We start from the raw sequence: 22,720 nt of genomic DNA on the forward strand, positions 1-22,720 counted from the left end.
TCGGATCGTACGCCGTACAAGGACACTGAGCGGGGCGCAGGGCACGCTCCGGAACCGGTGCAACCACGCCGCGTGACACTGACACTGGGTGCCACGGCTCAAGGAAGCGCCATCACCAGATTCCTCCGCCGCTTAGGCGGACCACCGCCCCGGCACGGTTCACACCACACGAACCGAAGCCGGACAGCACAACCGGTCGCCGAGCCAGACAGGCCGACGTCCGCTCCAGGGAAGGACCCTTCGTGAGCGACACCACCGATCTGATGGGCGCACGTGTCGAGGAGACCGCTGCCGCGCCCGCCACGGACGCCTCCGCGCCTGCCACCGGTGCCGGCTCCCGGCGGCGCCGCGGTACCGGCCTCGAGGGCATGGTGCTGGCCGAGCTGCAGCAGGTCGCATCCGGCCTCGGCATCAGGGGCACCGCGCGTATGCGCAAGAGCCAGCTGATCGAGGTCATCAAGGAGGCGCAGGCGTCCGGCGGCGCCGCTCCGGCCGCGAAGGCCGACGCCACCGCCGAGACCAAGCCCAAGCGCCGCGCCACCTCGCGGACCCGTACGGGCGACAACGCCGAGAAGGCGGACAAGAAGGCGGACGCGAAGGAGGCCTCCCAGGCCCCCGCGGACAAGGCCGACAAGGCCGTGGCCCAGCAGCAGATCGAGATCCCCGGCCAGCCCGCCGGGGGCCCCTCCCGCGATGGCGGAGACGACGCGCCCGAGCGCCGTCGGCGCCGGGCCACCGCCGAGGCCGGAGCTCCGTCCTCCGCTACGGAGACCATCGTCGCCGAGGCGAAGAACGACTCCAAGGCCGAGGCGCCGGCCCAGTCGCAGCAGCAGTCGCAGAACAACGAGGCCAAGTCCGACGCCGGTGACGGCGGCGAGGGCCGTCGTCGCGACCGCCGTGACCGCGGCAGGGACCGGGACCGCGACCGCGACCGTGACCGCCGGGGCGGCAAGGGCGACGACCAGCAGGGCGGCCAGCGCGGCCAGCAGCAGAGTCAGGGTGGCGGCGGCCGTCAGGACCGCGGCCAGCAGCAGCAGGACGACGACGACTTCGAGGGCGGGCGTCGTGGCCGTCGCGGGCGCTACCGCGACCGCCGGGGCCGTCGCGGCCGCGACGACATCGCCTCCGAGCCGCAGATCAACGAGGACGACGTCCTGATCCCCGTCGCGGGCATCCTGGACATCCTCGACAACTACGCGTTCATCCGCACGTCGGGCTACCTGCCCGGCCCGAACGACGTGTACGTCTCCCTCGCCCAGGTCCGCAAGAACGGCCTGCGCAAGGGCGACCACATCACCGGTGCCGTGCGGCAGCCCAAGGACGGCGAGCGGCGCGAGAAGTTCAACGCGCTGGTGCGCCTGGACTCCGTCAACGGCATGGCGCCCGAATCCGGGCGCGGGCGACCGGAGTTCAACAAGCTGACGCCGCTTTACCCGCAGGACCGCCTCCGCCTGGAGACGGACCCGGGCGTGCTCACCACCCGCATCATCGACCTGGTCTCGCCCATCGGTAAGGGCCAGCGCGGTCTGATCGTGGCCCCGCCGAAGACCGGCAAGACCATGATCATGCAGGCGATCGCCAACGCGATCACGCACAACAACCCCGAGTGCCACCTGATGGTCGTCCTCGTCGACGAGCGTCCGGAAGAGGTCACCGACATGCAGCGGTCGGTGAAGGGCGAGGTCATCTCCTCGACCTTCGACCGCCCGGCCGAGGACCACACCACCGTCGCCGAGCTGGCCATCGAGCGCGCCAAGCGCCTGGTGGAGCTGGGTCACGACGTGGTCGTGCTGCTCGACTCGATCACCCGCCTGGGCCGTGCGTACAACCTCGCCGCCCCGGCCTCCGGCCGCATCCTGTCCGGTGGTGTCGACTCGACGGCGCTGTACCCGCCGAAGCGCTTCTTCGGTGCGGCCCGCAACATCGAGGACGGCGGTTCGCTGACCATCCTCGCCACCGCCCTGGTGGACACCGGGTCCCGCATGGACGAGGTCATCTTCGAGGAGTTCAAGGGCACGGGCAACGCCGAGCTCAAGCTCGACCGGAAGCTCGCCGACAAGCGCATCTTCCCGGCGGTGGACGTCGACGCGTCCGGTACCCGTAAGGAAGAGATCCTGCTCGCCCCCGACGAGCTCGCCATCGTCTGGAAGCTGCGCCGGGTGCTGCACGCCCTCGACCAGCAGCAGGCGGTCGAGCTGCTGCTCGACAAGATGAAGCAGACGAAGTCGAACGCCGAGTTCCTGATGCAGATCCAGAAGACCACCCCGACGCCGGGCAACGGCGACTGAGGCAGGTCGACTCGGTAAGGACCGCACAAGAGGGCCGCTCCCCGACCGGGGAGCGGCCCTCTTGTGCGGTTGGTGTGCGGGTAGGATCACGCTCTCTTCGAACTTGTGATCCCGAGGGGGGACATTCGTGGGTACACCCATGCCCGGGGGCGGTCGGCACAGACGCCGCATACGCATCGCACTGCCCATCGCCGCGGCCGGTGTCGCCGCCGCCGTGGCCGGCGCGCTGCTGACGACGTCCGCCGGTGCGGCCACCCCGCTGCCGCAGCCGACGGTCAAGCCCGTCACCAGCTCGCCGTCGCTCGCCGAGCTGGAGAAGCGCGTCGCGGGCGCCATGGCCGGTGACGACGTCGCCGGCAAGACGAGCAAGGCCGCGCTCACCGCGGGCACCGTCGCCGGCAGCATCGACGCGAAGGTCATCGGCGGCAACGAGACCACCATCAGCACGGCCCCGTGGATGGCGCAGCTCCTCTACTTCGACGACCGGGGCACCTCCAGCACCGGCGACGACATCGGCTTCTTCTGCGGCGGCGCCGTCGTCTCGCCGACGAAGATCCTCACCGCCGCGCACTGCGTCAAGGGCTACAACTGGAGCGCCAACGGCGCCGTCGTCACCGGCACCTCCCAGCTGCCCTCCGCCGACGGCACCGACCTGCACGGCGGTACCGCCACGGCCGTCCGGCGGCAGTGGAACCACCCGTCGTACAGCGCGACGACCATCGACAACGACATCGCGGTGCTGACTCTCGGCGGACCGGTCAAGGCCACGCCCATCCGCATGACGACGTCCGGTGACACCACGTCGTACGCGGCCGGCACCAGTGCCAAGGTCTACGGATGGGGCCGCACCAGCTCCATCAGCGACGACATCTCCGAGACGCTGAAGACCGCCACGCTGCCCATACAGTCCGACACGACCTGCTCCGGCGCGTACGGCAGTGACTTCGTCAAGGGCCACATGGTCTGCGCGGGCAACCCCGCCACCGGCAGCGACGCCGGCACCGTCTCCGCGTGCAACGGCGACTCCGGCGGCCCCCTGGTCGTGAACAACCGGATCGTCGGTGTCGTGTCCTGGGGCGTGACCGACTGCGTCGCCAAGGGCGCCTACAGCGTCTTCGCCAAGGTCAGCTCCTACGTCGGCGCCGCCTACCCGCGCCTCGACGACACCAACATCAGCCTCGACCACAAGGCCGACCTGTGGGTGCGCAACGCCTCCACCAAGACCGGCTACTCCAAGAACTCCACGGGCACGGCGTTCGCCGCTCGCGAGTCCTGGGGCGACTGGAGCGGCGTGAACGTCGTCCTGCAGACCGACCTCGACCGCGACGGCTTCCAGGACCTCGTCTACCGGCGCAGCAGCGACGGCGACCTCTTCTGGACGCACTTCGTCACCGCCAGCGGCACCTGGTCCACCAAGCAGATCGCCGACAACTGGAAGACCCGCACCCGCATCATCACCCCCGGTGACGTCACCGGCGACTACCTGCCCGACCTGCTCTCGGTCGACTCCGCGGGCGTCATGTGGATCTACCCGGGCAACGGCAACGGCACCTTCGCGTCCCGCGTGAAGGTCGGCTCCGGCTGGAACCAGTACAACTCCGTGCGCGGCAAGGGCGACTTCAACGGGGACGGCAAGACCGACCTGATCGCCCGCAGCGCCTCCGGGAGCTACATCTACCTGTACAAGGGCACCGGCAAGGCCGGCTCGGGCGCCTTCTCGGCCCGGGTCAAGGTGCGCACGTGGAGCGGCTACAACGCCTTCGACGCGCCCGGCGACGTCACCGGCGACGGCAAGGCCGACTTCCTGGCCCGCACCCCGGGCGGCACGCTCTACCTGTACCCGGGCACCGGCAAGGGGACCAGCGAGATCTTTGCCACAAGGAAGTCCGTGGGCACCGATTTCAAGCAGTACGACATCTTCGGCTGAAGCCGCAGGTGAGCGGGTTTCACCCCGCTGTGACGAACACGGACTGTGCCCACCGCCGCACGCGGTGGGCACAGTCCGTTGTGCAACCCTTTCCCGAGTTTCTCCGTCTGACCAGGCGGGGCGACGACAGGTGCGAGGAAGGGTCTTCTCCGGCCACGCCTGGCACTGACCGCAGGGGGTAACCGACTGAAGAAGAGCTGAGGAGTACATGTCTGCCGAGAGCACGCCGGACCCGGGTATACCGGGCGACACCGGCATCGACGGAGCACGTCACCGCGGCAAGGGTCGGCGCCGCAAGCCCCAGAAGCGCCACAAGGGCTTGATGATCATGGCCTGGACCGCCGCGGGCATCGTCGTGCTGGGCGGCACCGGGGCCGGATACATGTACTTCAAGCTCAACGGCAACCTCAAGAGCGTCGACATCGACCAGGCCCTCGGCACCGACCGGCCCAAGAAGGCCGACAACGGCTCCGAGAACATCCTCGTCCTCGGCTCCGACACCCGCGCCGGAGGCAACAAGAAGCTCGGCGGCGGCACCGACGACGGCAGCGCCCGATCCGACACGGCGATGATCGTGCACGTCTACAAGGGCCACAAGAAGGCCAGCGTGGTCTCCATCCCGCGCGACACCCTCATCGACCGCCCCTCGTGCACGGACACCAAGGGCACCGAGCACCCCGCCGCCCACAGCGTGATGTTCAACTCCGCGTACTCCACCGGCGGGGCCGCCTGCGCCGTGAAGACGGTCGAGTCGATCACCGACCTGCGCATGGACCACTACCTGGAGGTCGACTTCGCCGGCTTCCAGACGCTCATCGACGACCTCGGCGGCGTCGAGATCACCACGACCAAGAGCATCGACGACCCCGAGAGCCACCTGAAGCTGAAGGCGGGCACCCACACGCTCGACGGCAGGCAGGCCCTCGGCCTGGTCCGCACCAGACACGGCGTCGGCGACGGCTCCGACCTGGGCCGCATCCAGCTCCAGCAGGCCTTCATCAAGGCCCTGGTCAACCAGATCAAGGACGTCGGCGTCTTCTCGAACCCGAAGAAGCTGCTCGACCTCGCGGAAACCGCGACCAAGACGGTGACGGCCGACTCCGACCTCGGCTCGGTCAACAAGCTCGCGTCCTTCGCGAACGGCCTCAAGGGCATCGAGCCGTCCAACATGCACATGGTCACGATGCCGGTGGCCTACGACCCGGCCGATCCCAACCGCGTCCTCCTCCAGGAGAAGAAGGCCGACCAGATCTGGAAGGCCCTGGCGAACGACAGGCCGATCCCGGCGAGCGCCACCAAGGGAACGGCCACGGGTGAGGCCAAGGGCGTCGTCAGCGGCTCCTGAGGGGCGGCATGGAATAGATCGCGGCAACCCCCGGTTTTGGGGGATGGCCCCAGTCCTGGCAGACTGGTACGTCGGCTCCGGTTCACGCTCCCGCACCCCGCGGCGGCGACCCGGCGCCCTCCCGAACCTAGGAGACACCTTGAAGCGCGACATCCACCCCGAGTACGTCGAGACGCAGGTCAGCTGCACCTGTGGCGCGTCGTTCACCACCCGCAGCACGATCGAGTCCGGCACCATCCGTGCCGACGTCTGCTCCGAGTGCCACCCGTTCTACACGGGCAAGCAGAAGATCCTCGACACCGGTGGCCGTGTGGCCCGCTTCGAGGCCCGCTTCGGCAAGGCCGCCGGCTCCAAGAAGTAGCGAGCCTCAATTCGCCGGTCCACGGCCGCGCCCCCACCGAGGGCGCGCCGGGACCGGCGTTTTTGGTCGCCCGCCCTTCACCCCCGTCCGTTCACAGGAGCCCAAGATGTTCGAGGCCGTCGAGGAACTCGTCGCCGAGCACGCCGACCTTGAGAAGAAGGTCGCCGACCCGTCGGTCCACTCCGACCAGGCCAACGCGCGCAAGCTGAACAAGCGTTACGCCGAGCTCACCCCGATCGTCGCCACGTACCGCTCCTGGAAGCAGACCGGCGACGACATCGAGACCGCGCGCGAACTGGGCGCCGACGACCCGGAGTTCGCCGCCGAGGTCAAGGAGCTGGAGAAGGCCCGCGAGGAGCTGACGGAGAAGCTGCGGCTTCTCCTCGTCCCGCGCGACCCCAGCGACGACAAGGACGTCATCCTCGAGATCAAGGCGGGCGCGGGCGGCGACGAGTCGGCGCTGTTCGCCGGCGACCTGCTGCGCATGTACCTGCGCTACGCCGAGCGCGTCGGCTGGAAGACCGAGATCATCGACGCCACCGAGTCCGAGCTGGGCGGCTACAAGGACGTCCAGGTCGCCGTGAAGACCAAGGGCGGCCAGGGCGCCACCGAGCCCGGCCAGGGCGTCTGGGCGCGGATGAAGTACGAGGGCGGCGTGCACCGCGTGCAGCGCGTGCCCGCGACGGAGTCCCAGGGCCGTATCCACACCTCCGCGGCCGGTGTGCTCGTCACGCCCGAGGCCGAGGAGGTCGACGTCGAGATCAACCCGAACGACCTGCGCATCGACGTCTACCGGTCCTCCGGGCCCGGCGGGCAGTCCGTCAACACCACCGACTCCGCCGTGCGCATCACGCACATCCCCACCGGAGTCGTCGCCTCCTGCCAGAACGAGAAGAGCCAGCTGCAGAACAAGGAGCAGGCACTGCGTATCCTGCGCTCCAGGCTGCTCGCGGCGGCGCAGGAGGAGGCGGAGCGGGAGGCTGCCGACGCCCGCCGCAGCCAGGTCCGCACCGTCGACCGCTCCGAGAAGATCCGCACGTACAACTTCCCGGAGAACCGCATCTCGGACCACCGCGTCGGCTTCAAGGCGTACAACCTGGACCAGGTCCTGGACGGCGACCTCGACGCGGTGATCCAGGCCTGCGTCGACGCGGACTCCGCGGCGAAGCTGGCGGCTGCGTAAGGCACGCACGAGCACGTACGAGCAATACGGAGGACTTGCGTGAACCTGCTGCTCGCGGAGGTGGCCCAGGCCACCCAGCGGCTCGCCGACGCCGGCGTGCCCTCGCCGCGTACCGACGCGGAGGAGCTCGCCGCGTTCGTGCACGGCGTCAAGCGCGGCGAGCTGCACTCCGTCAAGGACTCCGATTTCGATGCCCGCTACTGGGAGGTCATCGCCCGCCGCGAGGCCCGCGAACCGCTCCAGCACATCACCGGGCGCGCCTACTTCCGCTACCTGGAACTCCAGGTCGGCCCCGGGGTGTTCGTGCCGCGGCCCGAGACGGAGTCCGTGGTCGGCTGGGCCATAGACGCCGTACGGGCCATGGACGTCGTCGAGCCGTGCATCGTCGACCTGTGCACCGGCTCCGGCGCCATCGCGCTCGCCCTCGCCCAGGAGGTGCCGCGCTCGCGCGTGCACGCCGTGGAGCTGTCCGAGGACGCCCTGCGGTGGACCCGCAAGAACGTCGAGGGGTCCAGGGTCGACCTGCGGCAGGGCAACGCCCTCACGGCCTTCCCGGACCTGGACGGTCAGGTCGACCTGGTCATCACCAACCCGCCGTACATCCCGCTCACCGAGTGGGAGTACGTCGCCCCCGAGGCCCGGGACTACGACCCCGACATGTCCCTCTTCTCCGGCGAGGACGGCCTCGACCTCATCCGCGGTCTCGAGCGCACCGCGCACCGGCTGCTGCGCCCGGGCGGCGTGGTCGTCGTCGAGCACGCGGACACCCAGGGCGGCCAGGTGCCGTGGATCTTCGCCGAGGACCGCGGCTGGACCGACGCGGCCGACCACCCGGACCTGAACAACCGCCCGCGCTTCGCCACGGCCCGCAAGGCGCTGCCGTGAGCACACCGGGCACCCCGCGTTCCTCGCGGACTTCATCCCAGCAGCACGTGTACGAGGAGGCCAGCTAAAGATGGCACGGCGATACGACACCAACGACGCGACCGACCGTGTGACCGGTCTGCGCGAGGCAGCGTCCGCCGTCCGCCGTGGCGAGCTCGTGGTGCTGCCGACGGACACGGTGTACGGCATCGGCGCGGACGCGTTCTCCTCGGAGGCGGTCGCCGACCTGCTGGACGCGAAGGGCCGGGGCCGCAACATGCCCACCCCCGTCCTCATCGGCTCACCGAACACGCTGCACGGCCTCGTCACGGACTTCTCCGAGCTGGCCTGGGAACTGGTCGACGCCTTCTGGCCGGGCGCGCTGACGCTCGTGGCCAGGCACCAGCCGTCCCTCCAGTGGGACCTCGGGGACACCCGTGGCACGGTCGCCGTGCGCATGCCGCTGCACCCGGTCGCCATCGAGCTGCTGACCGAGGTCGGTCCCATGGCCGTCTCCTCCGCCAACCTGACCGGCCACCCGGCGCCGGAGGACTGCGACGCCGCGCAGGAGATGCTCGGCGACTCCGTCTCCGTCTACCTCGACGGTGGCCCGACCCCCGGCATCGTGCCGTCGTCGATCGTGGACGTGACCCGTGAGGTGCCGCTGCTGCTGCGCGCGGGTGCCATCTCGGCGGACGAGCTGCGAAAGGTCGTACCCGACCTCGAGGTGGCGAATTGACGGCCCCTGGATCGGGGCGTGGCATAGGCAACGGGGAAAGCGCGGCGGAGATCACGACGACCTTCGTGGGACTTCCGCGCGACAGCTTCCGCATCCTCCACGTCAGCACCGGCAACGTGTGCCGCTCGCCCATCACCGAGCGGCTGACCCGCCATTTCGTCAAGGAGCGCCTCGGCATCCTCGGCGGCGGGCTCGTCGTGGAGAGCGCGGGCACCTGGGGTCATGAGGGCGCGTCCATGGAGTCCCACGCGGAGACCGTCCTGGCCGACTTCGGCGCGGACGCCTCCGGCTTCACCGGGCGCGAGCTCCTCGACGAGCACGTGATCCGCGCCGACCTGGTGCTGACCGCCACCAGGGACCACCGGGCGCAGGTCATCTCCATGGGGCACTCGGCGGGCCTGCGGACCTTCACCCTCAAGGAGTTCACCCGTCTGGTCAAGGCCATCGACCCGGCGACCCTGCCGCCCCTGGAGGAGGGTGTGGTCGTCCGCGCGCGTGCGCTGGTCCGCGCCGCGGCGGCTCTACGCGGGTGGCTCCTGGCGCCGACCGCCGAGGCGGACGAGGTCTACGACCCGTACGGCGCACCCCTGACGTTCTTCCGCTCCATCGGGGACGAGATACACCAGGCACTGGATCCGGTCGTCACGGCCCTGACGGGCGTCCCCGCAAAGACGTAACGGCCGAGCGCTCTTCAGGCCCCGGGCCTACATTGGTCGTACGTCACCGTCGACGCCCGGAGCCCACCATGACGGTCACCCCTGCCATCGAGGCCGACGTCCTGCGCCGCCAGGACCCCGAGCTCGCCGACATCCTGCTCGGCGAGCGGGAGCGGCAGTCGACGACGCTCCAGCTGATCGCCGCCGAGAACTTCACGTCCCCGGCGGTGCTGGCCGCGCTCGGGTCCCCCCTCGCCAACAAGTACGCCGAGGGCTATCCGGGGGCGCGGCACCACGGCGGCTGCGAGATCGTCGACGTCGCCGAGCGTCTCGCCGTCGAGCGTGCCCGGGCGCTCTTCGGGGCCGACCACGCCAACGTCCAGGCGCACTCGGGCTCTTCGGCGGTGCTCGCCGCCTACGCCGCCCTGCTCCGCCCCGGCGACACCGTCCTCGCCCTCGGCCTGCCCTACGGCGGCCACCTCACGCACGGCTCGCCCGCCAACTTCTCCGGCCGCTGGTTCGACTTCGTCGGATACGGCGTGGAGGCCGAGTCCGGGCTCATCGATCACGAGCAGGTGCGCACCCTGGCCCGCACGCGCCGGCCCAAGGCGATCGTGTGCGGCTCGATCGCCTACCCCCGGCACATCGACTACGCGTTCTTCCGCGAGGTCGCCGACGAGGTGGGCGCGTACCTCATCGCGGACGCCGCGCACCCCCTCGGGCTCGTCGCCGGGGGAGCGGCCCCGAATCCGGTGCCGTACGCGGACATCGTCTGCGGGACCACCCACAAGGTGCTGCGGGGCCCGCGCGGCGGCATGATCCTGTGCCGCTCGGAGCTGGCCGAGCGGGTCGACCGGGCCGTGTTTCCTTTCACACAGGGCGGCGCGCAGATGCACACCATCGCCGCCAAGGCGGTCGCGTTCGGGGAGGCGGCAACACCGGCGTTCGCCGCGTACGCCCATCAGGTGGTGGCGAATGCGCGGGTTCTGGCGGCCCGGCTGGCCGCGGAGGGCCTGGTCGTCACCACCGGCGGCACGGACACCCACCTGATCACCGCCGACCCGGCGCCGCTCGGCGTCGACGGACGCACCGCCCGGGGCCGTCTCGCCGCTGCGGGCCTGGTCATGGACTGCTGCGCGCTGCCGCACGGCGACGCCCGGGGACTGAGGCTCGGCACGGCCGCGATCACCACGCAGGGAATGGGCGAGGTGGAGATGGCCCGGATCGCCAAGCTGCTCGCCGGAGTGCTCCTCGGCGTGACGGAAGCCTCAAGAGCCCGTGAAGAAGTGCGGGAGCTGGCCGGTGGATTTCCGCCGTATCCCGCTTGAGTCGGGGTAAGCGCACCAGGGTGCACAGCCACTCGTGCAACCATCGTCGCTACCCGGAAGTCCCCACCCATATGCGCGCATCGCTAGGGTGTGGGGCTGAGATGGCCAGCGAGACCTGTGGGGAAGCCCGTGCGTGAATACCTCCTGACGCTCTGCATCACGGCCGCGGTGACGTATCTGCTGACAGCGCCGGTACGTAAGTTCGCGATCGTGGCAGGAGCGATGCCGGAGATCCGGGCACGTGACGTGCACCGGGAGCCCACTCCGCGCCTCGGCGGTATCGCGATGTTCTTCGGCCTGTGTGCGGGCCTGCTGGTCGCCGACCACCTGACCAACCTCAGCCAGGTCTTCGAGACGTCGAACGAACCCCGGGCACTGCTGTCCGGGGCGGCGGTGATCTGGCTGATCGGGGTGCTGGACGACAAGTTCGAGATCGACGCCCTGATCAAGCTGGGCGGCCAGATGATCGCCGCGGGCGTGATGGTCGTGCAGGGTCTGACGATCCTGTGGCTGCCGATCCCCGGTATCGGCTCGGTCGCGCTCACCCAGTGGCAGGGCACCCTGCTCACGGTCGCGCTGGTCGTCATCACCATCAACGCGGTCAACTTCGTCGACGGCCTCGACGGCCTCGCGGCCGGCATGGTCTGCATCGCGGCCACGGCGTTCTTCCTGTACGCCTACCGCATCTGGTACTCGTACGGCATCGAGGCCGCCGCCCCGGCCACGCTCTTCTCGGCGATCCTGATGGGCATGTGCCTGGGCTTCCTGCCGCACAACATGCACCCGGCCCGGATCTTCATGGGCGACTCGGGCTCGATGCTGATCGGCCTGGTGCTGGCCGCCGGTGCGATCTCCGTCACGGGGCAGGTCGACCCGGACGCCCTCAACCTGTACGTGGGGTCCGAGAAGGAGGCCGTGCACCAGACGGTCCCCGTCTACATCCCGCTGCTGCTGCCGCTGACGATCATCGCGGTGCCGGCCGCCGACCTGATCCTGGCGATCGTGCGGCGTACCTGGCGCGGCCAGTCCCCGTTCGCCGCCGACCGCGGCCACCTGCACCACCGGCTGCTGGAGATCGGCCACTCGCACAGCCGCGCGGTGCTGATCATGTACTTCTGGTCGGCGCTGATCGCCTTCGGCGCGCTCGCCTACTCGGTCAACTCGGCGTCCATGTGGATCGTGCTGGGTGTGGTGTTCCTGAGCGCGATCGGTCTGATCCTGCTCCTGCTGCCGCGCTTCACGCCGCGCGCCCCGCGCTGGATGGAGCACTTCGTGCCCCCGCGTTACCGGCGCCGCGGCTCGGTCGCGGCCCTGTCGCCCGAGGCCTCGACACCGGCGTCAGCGGCGGACCAGCACACCCCGGTCGGGCCGGAGAACCGCACCCCGGTGGTGTCCGGGGTCGCCGGCGTCAACGGGGCGACCGCCATCGGCCCCCGTTCGCGTCTGGACCGGCGCAAGGCGGGGACAAGGTAAGAATCTGACTAGAGCATTGCCAAGTCGTGGGGTTGTGATGGGGGTACGAAGCGCCCCAATACCAGACATGTCGGCGGTGTTCTCGCTCAGGCGCGCACGTTCACTCTCATGTGTGACAGTCCGCACACCTCCAGGTAAAGACTGCATCAAATAGTTTGTGATACGGTTCACGAGAACCCCCGGATAGAGCCGAAGGACCGCAGTGCGACGGTCCATTGGCGTGAGGTCTCCACTCAGCCCGGGACTACGCTCGTCCATGACGACACCCCTGCCCCCTGCGAAAGCGGAGTTGCCGCCATGCCGTCCAATGACGCCCGGAACCTCTTGCAGTGCGCTGTGCCCACAGCGGCTGCCGGTGCGGTCGCGGTCGCCGTCAGCGGCGTGGTGGCCGGAGGCAAGGGGGCTGTCGGAGCGGCTGTCGGTGCGGTGGTGGCCATCCTCTTCATGGGGATCGGTCTGTTCGTTCTCCAGTGGACGGCAAAAACGCTCCCGCAGTTGTTCCAGGCAATGGGGCTGATGCTTTATATGGCTCAGCTCCTGCTGCTCCTGATCTTCGTCGCCCTCTTCAAGGACACCTCTCTCTTCAACGCGAAGACGTTCGCCGCAGGGCTCGTCGTCGCGACCGTCGTGTGGATGGCTGCGCAGGCTCGTGCGCATATGAAGGCCAAGATCTTCTACATCGACCCGGACTCCGAGAAGAGTGAGAAGCCCGAGAAGACCGGGTCGTCGTCGTGACGGGTAGGGGCGCGATAAAGAGCACTGAGAACTCCTGCTATCGTCCGGTGCCAACTGCGGCATCGCGGGCGCGGGCATCTGAGCTGACGCCTGCTCGAACGCGAGGCTCGATGCCCCCCAGCCGCCCTCACATCCGTAACACCAGTCCAGTGCCGATCCGCGGCTGCGTGCCGCGCCGACACAACGAGGTTGCCGTACCCATGCGTCACGCCGAAGGAGCCCGCGGTGAGTGCTGACCAGACCCAGCTCGCCTTTGACTGGAGCTGTCGGATCATGTCCGACGGGTGTGGTTTTCCGGCACCGGGCCTGCACTCGTTCCTCTTCAAGCCGATTGCCACGGTTGGAGGGTTCGAGTTCAACAAGGTGATGCTGCTTGCCCTCATCACCACCATCCTCGTCATCGGCTTCTTCTATGCGGCCTTCGGCAAGGCCAAGGTGGTACCGGGCAAGCTGCAGATGGTCGGTGAAGCCGGTTACGACTTCGTCCGCCGCGGCATCGTCTACGAGACCCTCGGCAAGAAGGAGGGCGAGAAGTACGTCCCCTTGATGGTCTCGCTCTTCTTCTTCATCTGGATCATGAACATCTGGTCCGTGATCCCGCTCGCGCAGTTCCCGGTCTCGTCGATCATCGCGTTCCCGGCGGTCCTCGCCGTGATCGTCTACGTGACCTGGGTCTCGCTGACCTTCAAGCGGCACGGCTTCGTCGGGTTCTTCAAGAACATCACCGGCTACGACAAGTCGCTCGGCCCGGTGCTGCCGCTCGTGATGGTCATCGAGTTCTTCTCGAACCTGCTCGTCCGGCCGTTCACGCACGCCGTGCGACTGTTCGCGAACATGTTCGCCGGCCACCTGATGCTGGTCATGTTCACCGTCGCCTCCTGGTACCTGCTCAACAGCTGGATGATCCCGGCGGCCGGTGTCTCCTTCGTCATGACCGTCGCCATGATCGGCTTCGAACTTTTCGTGCAGGCCGTCCAGGCTTACGTCTTCGTACTCCTTGCCTGCACGTACATCCAGGGCGCTCTGGCCGAGCACCACTGAGCCCCTCCGCCCCCGCAAGTCCCAAGAACGTCCGGTGGCCAACCCCCGCCGGTCCGTGAAAGAGAAGGAAGATTCAGCATGGCTGCCACTGAGACCCTCGCCGCTGTCTCCGGTTCGCTCGGCTCCATCGGCTACGGCCTCTCCGCCATCGGCCCCGGCATCGGCGTCGGCATCATCTTCGGCAACGGCACCCAGGCCCTGGCCCGTCAGCCCGAGGCCGCCGGCCTGATCCGTGCCAACCAGATCCTGGGCTTCGCCTTCTGTGAGGCGCTCGCCCTCATCGGCATCGTTATGCCGTTCGTGTTCGGTCAGTAATTACCTGCTCACCGACACGTTTCGACGAAAGGCACTGATGTGATCGCCAACCTGGTGCAGCTGGCGGCCGAGGAAGAGCAGAACCCGCTCGTTCCTCCGGGCCCCGAGCTGCTCGTCGGCACCATCGCCTTCGCCATCGTGTTCTTCTTCTTCTGGAAGAAGCTGCTTCCGAACATCAACAAGGTTCTGGAGGAGCGCCGCGCGGCGATCGAAGGCGGTATCGAAGAGGCCGAGACCATGAAGGTCGAGGCCCAGAGCGTCCTTGAGCAGTACAAGGCACAGCTCGCCGAGGCCCGGCACGAGGCCGCGCGTCTGCGCCAGGAGGCGCAGGAGCAGGGTGCCGCGCTCATCGCCGAGATGCGGGCCGAGGGCCAGCGTCAGCGCGAGGAGATCGTCGCCGCCGGTCACTCCCAGATCGAGGCCGACCGCAAGGCCGCCGCGTCCGCGCTGCGCCAGGACGTCGGCAAGCTCGCCACCGACCTGGCCGGCAAGCTCGTCGGCGAGTCCCTCGAGGACCACGCCCGCCAGAGCCGTGTGATCGACCGGTTCCTCGACGAGCTCGAGGAGAAGGCCGAGGCCGGACGATGAACGGAGCGAGCCGCGAGGCCCTGGCAGCCGCACGTGAGCGTCTCGACGCGCTGACGGACTCGACGTCCGTGGACGCGGGCTCGCTCGCCGACGAGCTGGCCGCCGTCACCGCGCTGCTCGACCGCGAGGTGTCTCTGCGTCGGGTCCTCACCGACCCGGCGCAGGCCGCAGAGGCCAAGGCCGAGCTGGCCCAGCGTCTGCTCGGCACCCAGGTCAGCGGCCCCGCCGCCGACCTGGTGGCCGGCATGGTGCGCTCCCGCTGGTCGCAGTCGCGCGACCTGGTGGACGCGCTGGAGGTGCTGGCCGACACCGCCGACCTCACGGCCGCCCAGCAGGCCGGCAAGCTCGACGACGTCGAGGACGAGCTGTTCCGGTTCGGCCGGATCATCTCCGGCAGCACCGAGCTGCGGGCCGCGCTGACCGACCGCAAGGCCACCACCTCGGCCAAGGGCGAGCTGCTGCGCAGCCTGCTCGGCGGCCGGGCGCAGTCGGCCACCGAGCGTCTGGTCACGCGCCTTGTGACCGCGCCGCGGGGACGTAGCCTGGAGTCGGGACTCGAGTCCCTGTCCAAGCTCGCCGCCGATCGCCGGGACCGCATGGTGGCCATCGTCACCTCGGCGGTACCGCTGAGCGACCCGCAGAAGCAGCGCCTGGGTGCCGCCCTCGCGAAGCTCTACGGCCGCACGATGCACCTCAACCTGGACGTGGACCCCGAGGTCCTCGGCGGAATCCGGGTGCAGGTCGGCGACGAGGTCATCAACGGCGCTCTGGTGGACCGCATCGAGGACGCCAGCCGCCGGCTCGCCGGCTGAGCAGCAACTCAATAGGCACAACGTACTTACGACGGCCCTGGTTGGGCCGTGCAGAAGAATCCTGGGGGTCGCCCCCAGACCCCCAAAGTGAAACTTCGGGCCCAACAAGGAGAGCAGGGAACCCAGATGGCGGAGCTCACGATCCGGCCGGAGGAGATCCGGGACGCGCTGGAGAACTTCGTCCAGGCGTACAAGCCGGACGCGGCCTCGCGCGAGGAGGTCGGTACGGTCACCTTCGCCGGCGACGGTATCGCGAAGGTCGAGGGTCTGCCCTCGGTCATGGCCAACGAGCTGCTGAAGTTCGAGGACGGCAGCCTCGGTCTCGCCCTCAACCTCGAGGAGCGCGAGATCGGCTGTGTCGTCCTCGGCGAGTTCAGCGGTATCGAGGAGGGTCAGCCGGTCTCCCGTACCGGTGAGGTTCTCTCCGTTGCGGTGGGCGAGGGCTACCTCGGCCGCGTGGTGGACCCCCTCGGCAACCCGATCGACGGCCTCGGCGAGATCGAGACCGACAGCCGCCGTGCCCTGGAGCTGCAGGCCCCGGGCGTCATGGTCCGTAAGTCGGTGCACGAGCCGATGGAGACGGGCTACAAGGCCGTCGACACGATGACCCCGATCGGCCGTGGCCAGCGTCAGCTGATCATCGGTGACCGCCAGACCGGCAAGACCGCCCTGGCCGTCGACACGATCATCAACCAGCGTGACAACTGGCGCACCGGCGACCCGAACAAGCAGGTCCGCTGCATCTACGTCGCCATCGGTCAGAAGGGCTCCACGATCGCCGGTGTGCGCGGCGCTCTGGAGGAGGCCGGCGCGCTGGAGTACACGACCATCGTCGCCGCCCCGGCGTCCGACCCGGCCGGCTTCAAGTACCTGGCGCCGTACACCGGTTCGGCCATCGGCCAGCACTGGATGTACCAGGGCAAGCACGTCCTGATCATCTTCGACGACCTGTCGAAGCAGGCCGACGCCTACCGCGCCGTGTCGCTGCTGCTGCGCCGCCCGCCGGGCCGTGAGGCCTACCCGGGTGACGTCTTCTACCTGCACTCCCGTCTGCTGGAGCGCTGCGCCAAGCTCTCCGACGAGATGGGTGCCGGCTCGATGACCGGTCTGCCGATCGTCGAGACCAAGGCCAACGACGTCTCGGCGTTCATCCCGACCAACGTCATCTCCATCACCGACGGCCAGTGCTTCCTGGAGTCGGACCTGTTCAACGCCGGTCAGCGCCCCGCGCTGAACGTCGGTATCTCCGTCTCCCGCGTCGGTGGTTCCGCCCAGCACAAGGCGATCCGCCAGGTGTCCGGCCGCCTCCGTGTGGACCTCGCCCAGTTCCGTGAGCTGGAGGCGTTCGCCGCCTTCGGTTCCGACCTGGACGCCGCGTCCAAGGCGCAGCTGGAGCGTGGTCAGCGCATGGTCGAGCTGCTGAAGCAGCCGCAGTACCAGCCGATGGCCACCGAGGACCAGGTCGTCTCCATCTGGGCCGGCACCACCGGCAAGATGGACGAGGTCCCCGTCGCCGACATCCGCCGCTTCGAGAAGGAGCTGCTGGAGTACCTGCACCGCAAGGAGCAGGGCCTGCTGACCTCCATCCGCGAGGGCGGCAAGATGTCCGACGACACCCTCCAGGCCATGGCAGACGCCATCGCGGAGTTCAAGAAGCAGTTCGAGACCTCCGACGGCAAGCTGCTCGGCGAGGACACCCCGGCTGCCGGCAAGTGACGACGGAAGGGACCTGACTCATGGGAGCCCAGCTCCGGGTCTACAAGCGTCGCATCCGATCCGTCACCGCGACCAAGAAGATCACCAAGGCGATGGAGATGATCGCCGCCTCGCGCGTCGTCAAGGCGCAGCGCAAGGTGGCGGCCTCCACCCCGTACGCGACCGAGCTCACCCGCGCGGTCACGGCGGTCGCCACCGGCTCTAACACCAAGCACCCGCTGACGACGGAGGCGGAGAACCCGACCCGTGCCGCGGTCCTGCTCCTCACGAGCGACCGCGGTCTGGCCGGCGCCTTCAACTCCAACGCCATCAAGGCCGCGGAGCGGCTCACGGCGAAGCTGGAGGCCGAGGGCAAGGAGGTCGTCAGCTACATCGTCGGCCGCCGTGGTGTCGCCCACTACAACTTCCGCGAGCGCAAGATCGCGGAGTCGTTCACGGGCTTCACCGACGACCCGTCGTACGCGGACGCCAAGAAGGTCGCGGCCCCGCTGATCGAGGCGATCGAGACGGAGACGGACGAGGGCGGCGTGGACGAGCTCCACATCGTCTACACCGAGTTCGTGTCGATGATGACGCAGACGGCGATCGAGGCCCGGCTCCTGCCGCTCAGCCTCGACGAGGTCGCCGAGGCCGAGACATCGGCCGCTGAAGCGGCGGGCAAGCCCGGCAAGGGCGAGATCCTCCCGCTGTTCGACTTCGAGCCGTCGGCGGAGGACGTCCTCGACGCCCTGCTGCCGCGCTACGTCGAGAGCCGCATCTACAACGCGCTGCTCCAGTCGGCCGCCTCCAAGCACGCCGCCACGCGGCGCGCGATGAAGTCGGCCACCGACAACGCCGGAGAGCTCATCGAGACGCTCACCCGGCTTGCCAACCAGGCCCGCCAGGCCGAAATCACCCAGGAAATCAGCGAGATCGTCGGTGGCGCGAGTGCCCTGGCCGACGCGACCGCGGGGAGTGACCGATAAATGACCACCACTGTTGAGACGGCCACGGCGACGGGCCGCGTCGCGCGGGTCATCGGCCCGGTCGTCGACGTGGAGTTCCCCGTCGACGCGATGCCGGAGATCTACAACGCCCTGCACGTCGAGGTCGCAGACCCGGCGCTGGCGGGCGAGAAGAAGACGCTGACCCTGGAGGTCGCCCAGCACCTGGGTGACGGCCTGGTCCGCGCCATCTCCATGCAGCCCACCGACGGTCTGGTCCGCCAGGCCTCGGTGACCAACACCGGCGCGGGCATCTCCGTCCCGGTCGGCGACTTCACCAAGGGCAAGGTGTTCAACACCCTCGGTGAGGTGCTGAACAGCGACGAGGCCTACGAGGGCGAGCGCTGGTCCATCCACCGCAAGGCCCCCGCGTTCGACCAGCTCGAGTCGAAGACCGAGATGTTCGAGACGGGCCTGAAGGTCGTCGACCTGCTCACCCCGTACGTCAAGGGCGGCAAGATCGGTCTGTTCGGTGGTGCCGGTGTCGGCAAGACCGTGCTGATCCAGGAAATGATCATGCGTGTCGCCAACCTCCACGAGGGCGTCTCCGTCTTCGCGGGCGTCGGCGAGCGCACCCGTGAGGGCAACGACCTCATCGCGGAGATGGAAGAGTCCGGCGTTCTGGACAAGACCGCCCTGGTCTTCGGTCAGATGGACGAGCCCCCGGGCACCCGTCTGCGCGTGGCCCTGGCCGGCCTGACGATGGCGGAGTACTTCCGTGACGTCCAGAAGCAGGACGTGCTGTTCTTCATCGACAACATCTTCCGCTTCACCCAGGCCGGCTCCGAGGTGTCGACCCTGCTCGGCCGTATGCCCTCCGCGGTGGGCTACCAGCCGAACCTGGCCGACGAGATGGGCACGCTCCAGGAGCGCATCACCTCGACCCGTGGTCACTCGATCACCTCGATGCAGGCGATCTACGTCCCCGCGGACGACCTGACCGACCCGGCCCCGGCCACCACCTTCGCCCACCTCGACGCGACGACGGTGCTCTCCCGTCCGATCTCCGAGAAGGGCATCTACCCGGCCGTGGACCCGCTGGACTCCACGTCCCGGATCCTCGACCCGCGGTACATCTCGGCGGAGCACTACAACGCCGCGATGCGCGTGAAGAACATCCTGCAGAAGTACAAGGACCTGCAGGACATCATCGCGATCCTCGGTATCGACGAGCTCGGCGAGGAGGACAAGCTCGTCGTCCACCGTGCCCGTCGCGTGGAGCGCTTCCTGTCCCAGAACACCCACGCCGCCAAGCAGTTCACCGGCGTGGACGGTTCGGACGTGCCGCTGGACGAGTCGATCGCCGCGTTCAACGCGATCTGCGACGGCGAGTACGACCACTTCCCGGAGCAGGCGTTCTTCATGTGCGGTGGTCTCGAGGACCTGAAGAACAACGCGAAGGAGCTGGGCGTCTCCTGACCCGGGCAGTGCTCGAGTCATGAGGGGGCGGGGTTCGTCCCGCCCCCTCATTCACGCCTACTAGACTTGTAACCAACACCCGGCACTCCCGCCGGGTGGTGACCCGAGGAGCCACCCTTGGCTGCTGAGCTGCACGTCGCGCTGGTCGCGGCCGACCGTGAGGTCTGGTCCGGCCAGGCCACCCTGGTCGTCGCGCGCACCACGTCCGGCGACATCGGCGTCATGCCCGGTCACCAGCCGCTGCTCGGTGTGCTGGAGTCGGGCCCGGTGACCATCCGCACGAGCGAGGGCGGGACGGTCGTCGCCGCGGTCCACGGCGGATTCATCTCGTTCGCGGACGACAAGCTCTCGCTGCTGGCCGAAGTCGCCGAGCTGTCGGACGAGATCGATGTCCAGCGCGCGGAGCAGGAGCTCGAGCGCGCGAAGGCGGAGGACGACGCGGAGGCCAAGCGCCGCGCGGACGTCCGCCTGCGGGCTGCCACGGCGGCGCGCTGACCCCGTCCGCCGTGTGATGACGTCACTCAGCCGCGGCTGGGTACCGGAGTGATCCGGGACCCAGCCGCGGCTGAGGCGGATGTGGGTGATTTTTACGTTCCGTTACCTAGGAGACGAGGAGGTCGGTGTCGATGGTCCTCGCTCTGACTGTGTGCGGAATCGTGGTGGCCCTCGTGGTGGTGGGTCTGTTCGTCTTCGGCCTGCGCCGCCGGCTGATCCAGCGTTCGGGCGGCACCTTCGACGCCAGCCTGCGCTGGGACGCCCCGGCCGAGGGCGACTCGAACGGCAAGGGCTGGGCGTACGGGGTGGCCCGGTACAACGGTGACCGCGTCGAGTGGTACCGCGTCTTCTCGTACTCGCCGCGTCCGCGCCGCGTCCTGGAGCGTTCCGCGATCGAGGTGGCCGGCCGCCGGGTCCCGGAGGGTGAGGAGGAGCTGGCGCTCCTGTCCGACCATGTGATCCTGGCCTGTCTGCACCGGGGCACGCGTCTCGAACTCGCGATGAGCGAAGACGCGCTGACCGGTTTCCTCGCGTGGCTGGAAGCAGCCCCGCCCGGTCAGCGCGTCAATGTCGCTTAGGGTCTACGACCCTTCGAACTTCTCTGTGATGCGGCCTACTTCAGGCCGCTGTCGATGGCGGTCGCCAGCTCTCCGTTGGCGGTGTCTCCGCTGAACTCCCAGAAGAACGCGCCGCCGAGCCCCTGGTTCTTCGCCCAGGTCATCTTCCCGGCGATCGTGGCCGGGGTGTCGTACGACCACCAGTTGCTGCCGCAGTGCGCGTACGCGGTGCCGGCGACGGTGCCGGTGGCCGGGCAGGAGTTCTTCAGGACCTTGTAGTCCTCGATGCCCGCCTCGTACGTGCCCGGGGCCGCGCCGGTCGCCGATCCGCCCGGGGCGGACTGGGTGACGCCGGTCCAGCCGCGGCCGTAGAAGCCGATGCCGAGCAGCAGCTTCTTGGACGGGACGCCCTTCGCCTTCAGCTTGGCGATCGCGTCGGCCGAGTTGAAGCCCGCCTGCGGGATCCCCGGGTACGACGTGAGCGGGGAGTGCGGGGCGGTCGGGCCGTCCTTGTCGAAGGCGCCGAAGTAGTCGTACGTCATCACGTTGTACCAGTCGAGGTACTGGGCGGCGCCGCCGTAGTCGGCCGCGTCGATCTTGCCGCCGGAGGAGCCGTCGGCGGTGATGGCCGCGGTGACCAGGTAGTTCGGGCCGAACTCGGTGCGCAGGGCCTGGGAGAGGGTCCTGAAGGCCGCCGGGCCCGAGGTGTCGCAGGTCAGGCCGCAGGCGTTCGGGTACTCCCAGTCGATGTCGATGCCGTCGAAGACGTCGGCCCAGCGCGGGTCCTCCACGACGGCCTTGCAGGACTTGGCGAACGCGGACGCGTTCTGCGCCGCCTGGCCGAAGCCGCCGGAGTAGGTCCAGCCGCCGAAGGAGTAGAGCACCTTGATGTGCGGGTACTTCGCCTTCAGCTGGCGGAGCTGGTTGAAGTTGCCGCGCAGCGGCTGGTCCCAGGTGTCGGCGGTGCCGCTGACGGACTGGTCGGCGGTGTAGGCCTTGTCGTAGGCGGCGTAGGTGTCGTCGACGGTGCACTGGCCGTTCTTGACGTTGCCGAAGGCGTAGTTGATGTGCGTGATCTTCGACGCCGAGCCCGAGGTCACCAGGTTCTTGACGTGGTAGTTGCGGCCGTAGACGCCCCACTCGGTGAAGTAGCCGAGCTTGACCTTGTCGCCGGTGGGCGGCTCGGTGGTGCCGCCCGTGGTGCGGACCCGGACGGAGCCGCTGACCGGGCCGCTCTGGTCGGCGGTGTCACGGGCCTGGACGGAGTAGGAGTAGTCCGTGCCCTTGGTCAGGCCGGTGTCGGTGTACGAGGTGGTCGTCACGGTGGCGACCTTGGTGCCGTCGCGCAGGACGTCGTAGTTCTTGACGCCCTTGTCGTCGGAGGCGGCGGACCAGGTCAGTTTCACCGAGGTGTCGGTGATGCCGGACGCGGTGGGGGTGCCGGGGGCGCTCGGGGCGCTGTCGCCGGGTTCGGTGGTGCCGCCGTCGCAGCTGCCGCCGTTGAGCTTGCAGTTCGTGGGGGAGCCGGAGCCGGTGCCGTTGAAGCCGAAGGTGACGGAGGCGCCGGGGGCGAGGGTGCCGTTCCAGGACTTGTTCTTGGCGGTCCAGTGGGTGCCGGAGGAGGTGACGTCGGCGTCCCAGGCGGAGGTGACGGAGGTACCGGAGGGGAAGTCCCACTCGACGGTCCAGGAGCCGATGGCCGTGGTGCCGGTGTTCTTCACCGTCCACTTGCCCTCGAAGCCGGAGCCCCAGTCCTGGGTCTTGGCGTACGTGGCGGTGGCGGACGTGGCTGCCTGGGCCGGGCTCGCCAGGCCGACGAGGCCGGCGAAGGGGAGCAACAGGGTCACGAACCCTGCCGCGGCTCTGTGTCTGAAGCGCATGCTGCGCCTCCTTGA

21 protein-coding genes are annotated in these 22,720 nt (G+C 69.0%); 20 read left to right on the forward strand and 1 reads right to left on the reverse strand.

What is annotated here, in order from left to right; all coding sequences use genetic code 11:
- The first annotated feature begins 242 nt into the window (after nucleotides 1-242).
- From rho to AB0G20_RS16625, 20 genes are all read left to right on the forward strand, one after another.
- A complete protein-coding gene (rho, locus tag AB0G20_RS16530) occupies nucleotides 243-2,288 on the forward strand; it encodes a transcription termination factor Rho (protein WP_361302154.1) in 2,046 nt (681 codons plus the stop codon).
- A 139-nt stretch (nucleotides 2,289-2,427) separates the two neighbouring features.
- Nucleotides 2,428-4,215: a trypsin-like serine protease gene (locus AB0G20_RS16535; protein WP_361302442.1), complete on the forward strand. Its 1,788-nt coding sequence runs from the start codon at nucleotides 2,428-2,430 to the stop codon at nucleotides 4,213-4,215.
- 208 nt (nucleotides 4,216-4,423) lie between these two features.
- Nucleotides 4,424-5,560: an LCP family protein gene (locus AB0G20_RS16540; RefSeq protein ID WP_361302157.1), complete on the forward strand. Its 1,137-nt coding sequence runs from the start codon at nucleotides 4,424-4,426 to the stop codon at nucleotides 5,558-5,560.
- Between the two features lie 139 nt (nucleotides 5,561-5,699).
- Nucleotides 5,700-5,921: a 50S ribosomal protein L31 gene (gene rpmE, locus AB0G20_RS16545; RefSeq protein WP_003992975.1), complete on the forward strand. Its 222-nt coding sequence runs from the start codon at nucleotides 5,700-5,702 to the stop codon at nucleotides 5,919-5,921.
- 106 nt (nucleotides 5,922-6,027) lie between these two features.
- A complete protein-coding gene (prfA, locus tag AB0G20_RS16550; protein WP_361302161.1) occupies nucleotides 6,028-7,104 on the forward strand; it encodes a peptide chain release factor 1 in 1,077 nt (358 codons plus the stop codon).
- Nucleotides 7,105-7,143: 39 nt separating this feature from the next.
- The gene (gene prmC, locus AB0G20_RS16555; protein WP_361302164.1) at nucleotides 7,144-7,989 is read left to right on the forward strand and encodes a peptide chain release factor N(5)-glutamine methyltransferase; all 846 of its coding nucleotides are present in this window, start codon (nucleotides 7,144-7,146) and stop codon (nucleotides 7,987-7,989) included.
- A gap of 70 nt (nucleotides 7,990-8,059) precedes the next feature.
- The gene (locus AB0G20_RS16560) at nucleotides 8,060-8,707 is read left to right on the forward strand and encodes an L-threonylcarbamoyladenylate synthase (protein WP_030854964.1); all 648 of its coding nucleotides are present in this window, start codon (nucleotides 8,060-8,062) and stop codon (nucleotides 8,705-8,707) included.
- Nucleotides 8,704-9,384, forward strand: a complete 681-nt coding sequence (locus AB0G20_RS16565) for a protein-tyrosine-phosphatase (protein WP_361302168.1) — start codon at nucleotides 8,704-8,706, stop codon at nucleotides 9,382-9,384. The genes AB0G20_RS16560 and AB0G20_RS16565 overlap by 4 nt, the downstream gene beginning before the upstream one ends.
- 68 nt (nucleotides 9,385-9,452) lie before the next feature.
- Entirely contained in the window at nucleotides 9,453-10,691 is a 1,239-nt protein-coding gene (gene glyA, locus AB0G20_RS16570) for a serine hydroxymethyltransferase (RefSeq protein ID WP_361302171.1), read from the forward strand.
- 129 nt (nucleotides 10,692-10,820) lie between these two features.
- Nucleotides 10,821-12,164 (forward strand): MraY family glycosyltransferase, encoded by a 1,344-nt coding sequence (locus AB0G20_RS16575; protein WP_361302174.1) that lies wholly within the window; start codon nucleotides 10,821-10,823, stop codon nucleotides 12,162-12,164.
- 297 nt (nucleotides 12,165-12,461) lie between these two features.
- Nucleotides 12,462-12,899 (forward strand): hypothetical protein, encoded by a 438-nt coding sequence (locus AB0G20_RS16580; RefSeq protein WP_361302177.1) that lies wholly within the window; start codon nucleotides 12,462-12,464, stop codon nucleotides 12,897-12,899.
- 273 nt (nucleotides 12,900-13,172) lie between these two features.
- Entirely contained in the window at nucleotides 13,173-13,940 is a 768-nt protein-coding gene (gene atpB, locus AB0G20_RS16585) for a F0F1 ATP synthase subunit A (RefSeq protein ID WP_184854058.1), read from the forward strand.
- Between the two features lie 78 nt (nucleotides 13,941-14,018).
- Nucleotides 14,019-14,255, forward strand: a complete 237-nt coding sequence (locus tag AB0G20_RS16590) for an ATP synthase subunit C (RefSeq protein WP_010040161.1) — start codon at nucleotides 14,019-14,021, stop codon at nucleotides 14,253-14,255.
- A gap of 39 nt (nucleotides 14,256-14,294) precedes the next feature.
- Nucleotides 14,295-14,843 (forward strand): F0F1 ATP synthase subunit B, encoded by a 549-nt coding sequence (locus AB0G20_RS16595; protein WP_161368781.1) that lies wholly within the window; start codon nucleotides 14,295-14,297, stop codon nucleotides 14,841-14,843.
- The gene (locus AB0G20_RS16600; RefSeq protein ID WP_361302182.1) at nucleotides 14,840-15,655 is read left to right on the forward strand and encodes a F0F1 ATP synthase subunit delta; all 816 of its coding nucleotides are present in this window, start codon (nucleotides 14,840-14,842) and stop codon (nucleotides 15,653-15,655) included. Before AB0G20_RS16595 ends, AB0G20_RS16600 begins: the two co-directional genes overlap by 4 nt.
- Nucleotides 15,656-15,781: 126 nt before the next feature.
- Nucleotides 15,782-17,371: a F0F1 ATP synthase subunit alpha gene (gene atpA, locus AB0G20_RS16605; RefSeq protein WP_361302185.1), complete on the forward strand. Its 1,590-nt coding sequence runs from the start codon at nucleotides 15,782-15,784 to the stop codon at nucleotides 17,369-17,371.
- A gap of 20 nt (nucleotides 17,372-17,391) precedes the next feature.
- On the forward strand, nucleotides 17,392-18,336 hold the full coding sequence (locus tag AB0G20_RS16610; protein ID WP_361302188.1) for a F0F1 ATP synthase subunit gamma: 945 nt from the start codon (nucleotides 17,392-17,394) through the stop codon (nucleotides 18,334-18,336).
- Nucleotides 18,337-19,773: a F0F1 ATP synthase subunit beta gene (atpD, locus tag AB0G20_RS16615; protein ID WP_361302191.1), complete on the forward strand. Its 1,437-nt coding sequence runs from the start codon at nucleotides 18,337-18,339 to the stop codon at nucleotides 19,771-19,773.
- A gap of 117 nt (nucleotides 19,774-19,890) precedes the next feature.
- Complete coding sequence (locus tag AB0G20_RS16620; RefSeq protein WP_215118518.1) at nucleotides 19,891-20,268, forward strand: F0F1 ATP synthase subunit epsilon; 378 nt, start codon at nucleotides 19,891-19,893, stop codon at nucleotides 20,266-20,268.
- 131 nt (nucleotides 20,269-20,399) lie between these two features.
- Entirely contained in the window at nucleotides 20,400-20,846 is a 447-nt protein-coding gene (locus AB0G20_RS16625; protein WP_361302195.1) for a DUF2550 domain-containing protein, read from the forward strand.
- A gap of 35 nt (nucleotides 20,847-20,881) precedes the next feature.
- On the opposite strand, the gene AB0G20_RS16630 is transcribed toward AB0G20_RS16625, so the two are convergent.
- The gene (locus tag AB0G20_RS16630) at nucleotides 20,882-22,705 is read right to left on the reverse strand and encodes a glycoside hydrolase family 18 chitinase (RefSeq protein ID WP_361302198.1); all 1,824 of its coding nucleotides are present in this window, start codon (nucleotides 22,703-22,705) and stop codon (nucleotides 20,882-20,884) included.
- Between the last annotated feature and the right edge of the window lie 15 nt (nucleotides 22,706-22,720).

Source organism: Streptomyces sp. NPDC024017 (assembly GCF_040638895.1).
In the GTDB taxonomy this organism is placed as follows: domain Bacteria; phylum Actinomycetota; class Actinomycetes; order Streptomycetales; family Streptomycetaceae; genus Streptomyces.

What these genes read in the sequence shown, in the direction of transcription:
- AB0G20_RS16630 (WP_361302198.1), bottom strand. Translation starts at nt 22,705, where the DNA reads ATGCGCTTCAGACACAGAGCCGCGGCAGGGTTCGTGACCCTGTTGCTC.
- AB0G20_RS16590 (WP_010040161.1), top strand. Translation starts at nt 14,019, where the DNA reads ATGGCTGCCACTGAGACCCTCGCCGCTGTCTCCGGTTCGCTCGGCTCC.
- atpA (WP_361302185.1), top strand. Translation starts at nt 15,782, where the DNA reads ATGGCGGAGCTCACGATCCGGCCGGAGGAGATCCGGGACGCGCTGGAG.
- AB0G20_RS16580 (WP_361302177.1), top strand. Translation starts at nt 12,462, where the DNA reads ATGCCGTCCAATGACGCCCGGAACCTCTTGCAGTGCGCTGTGCCCACA.
- AB0G20_RS16625 (WP_361302195.1), top strand. Translation starts at nt 20,400, where the DNA reads ATGGTCCTCGCTCTGACTGTGTGCGGAATCGTGGTGGCCCTCGTGGTG.
- glyA (WP_361302171.1), top strand. Translation starts at nt 9,453, where the DNA reads ATGACGGTCACCCCTGCCATCGAGGCCGACGTCCTGCGCCGCCAGGAC.
- prfA (WP_361302161.1), top strand. Translation starts at nt 6,028, where the DNA reads ATGTTCGAGGCCGTCGAGGAACTCGTCGCCGAGCACGCCGACCTTGAG.
- AB0G20_RS16610 (WP_361302188.1), top strand. Translation starts at nt 17,392, where the DNA reads ATGGGAGCCCAGCTCCGGGTCTACAAGCGTCGCATCCGATCCGTCACC.
- AB0G20_RS16540 (WP_361302157.1), top strand. Translation starts at nt 4,424, where the DNA reads ATGTCTGCCGAGAGCACGCCGGACCCGGGTATACCGGGCGACACCGGC.
- AB0G20_RS16560 (WP_030854964.1), top strand. Translation starts at nt 8,060, where the DNA reads ATGGCACGGCGATACGACACCAACGACGCGACCGACCGTGTGACCGGT.
- atpD (WP_361302191.1), top strand. Translation starts at nt 18,337, where the DNA reads ATGACCACCACTGTTGAGACGGCCACGGCGACGGGCCGCGTCGCGCGG.
- atpB (WP_184854058.1), top strand. Translation starts at nt 13,173, where the DNA reads ATGTCCGACGGGTGTGGTTTTCCGGCACCGGGCCTGCACTCGTTCCTC.
- AB0G20_RS16535 (WP_361302442.1), top strand. Translation starts at nt 2,428, where the DNA reads ATGCCCGGGGGCGGTCGGCACAGACGCCGCATACGCATCGCACTGCCC.
- AB0G20_RS16600 (WP_361302182.1), top strand. Translation starts at nt 14,840, where the DNA reads ATGAACGGAGCGAGCCGCGAGGCCCTGGCAGCCGCACGTGAGCGTCTC.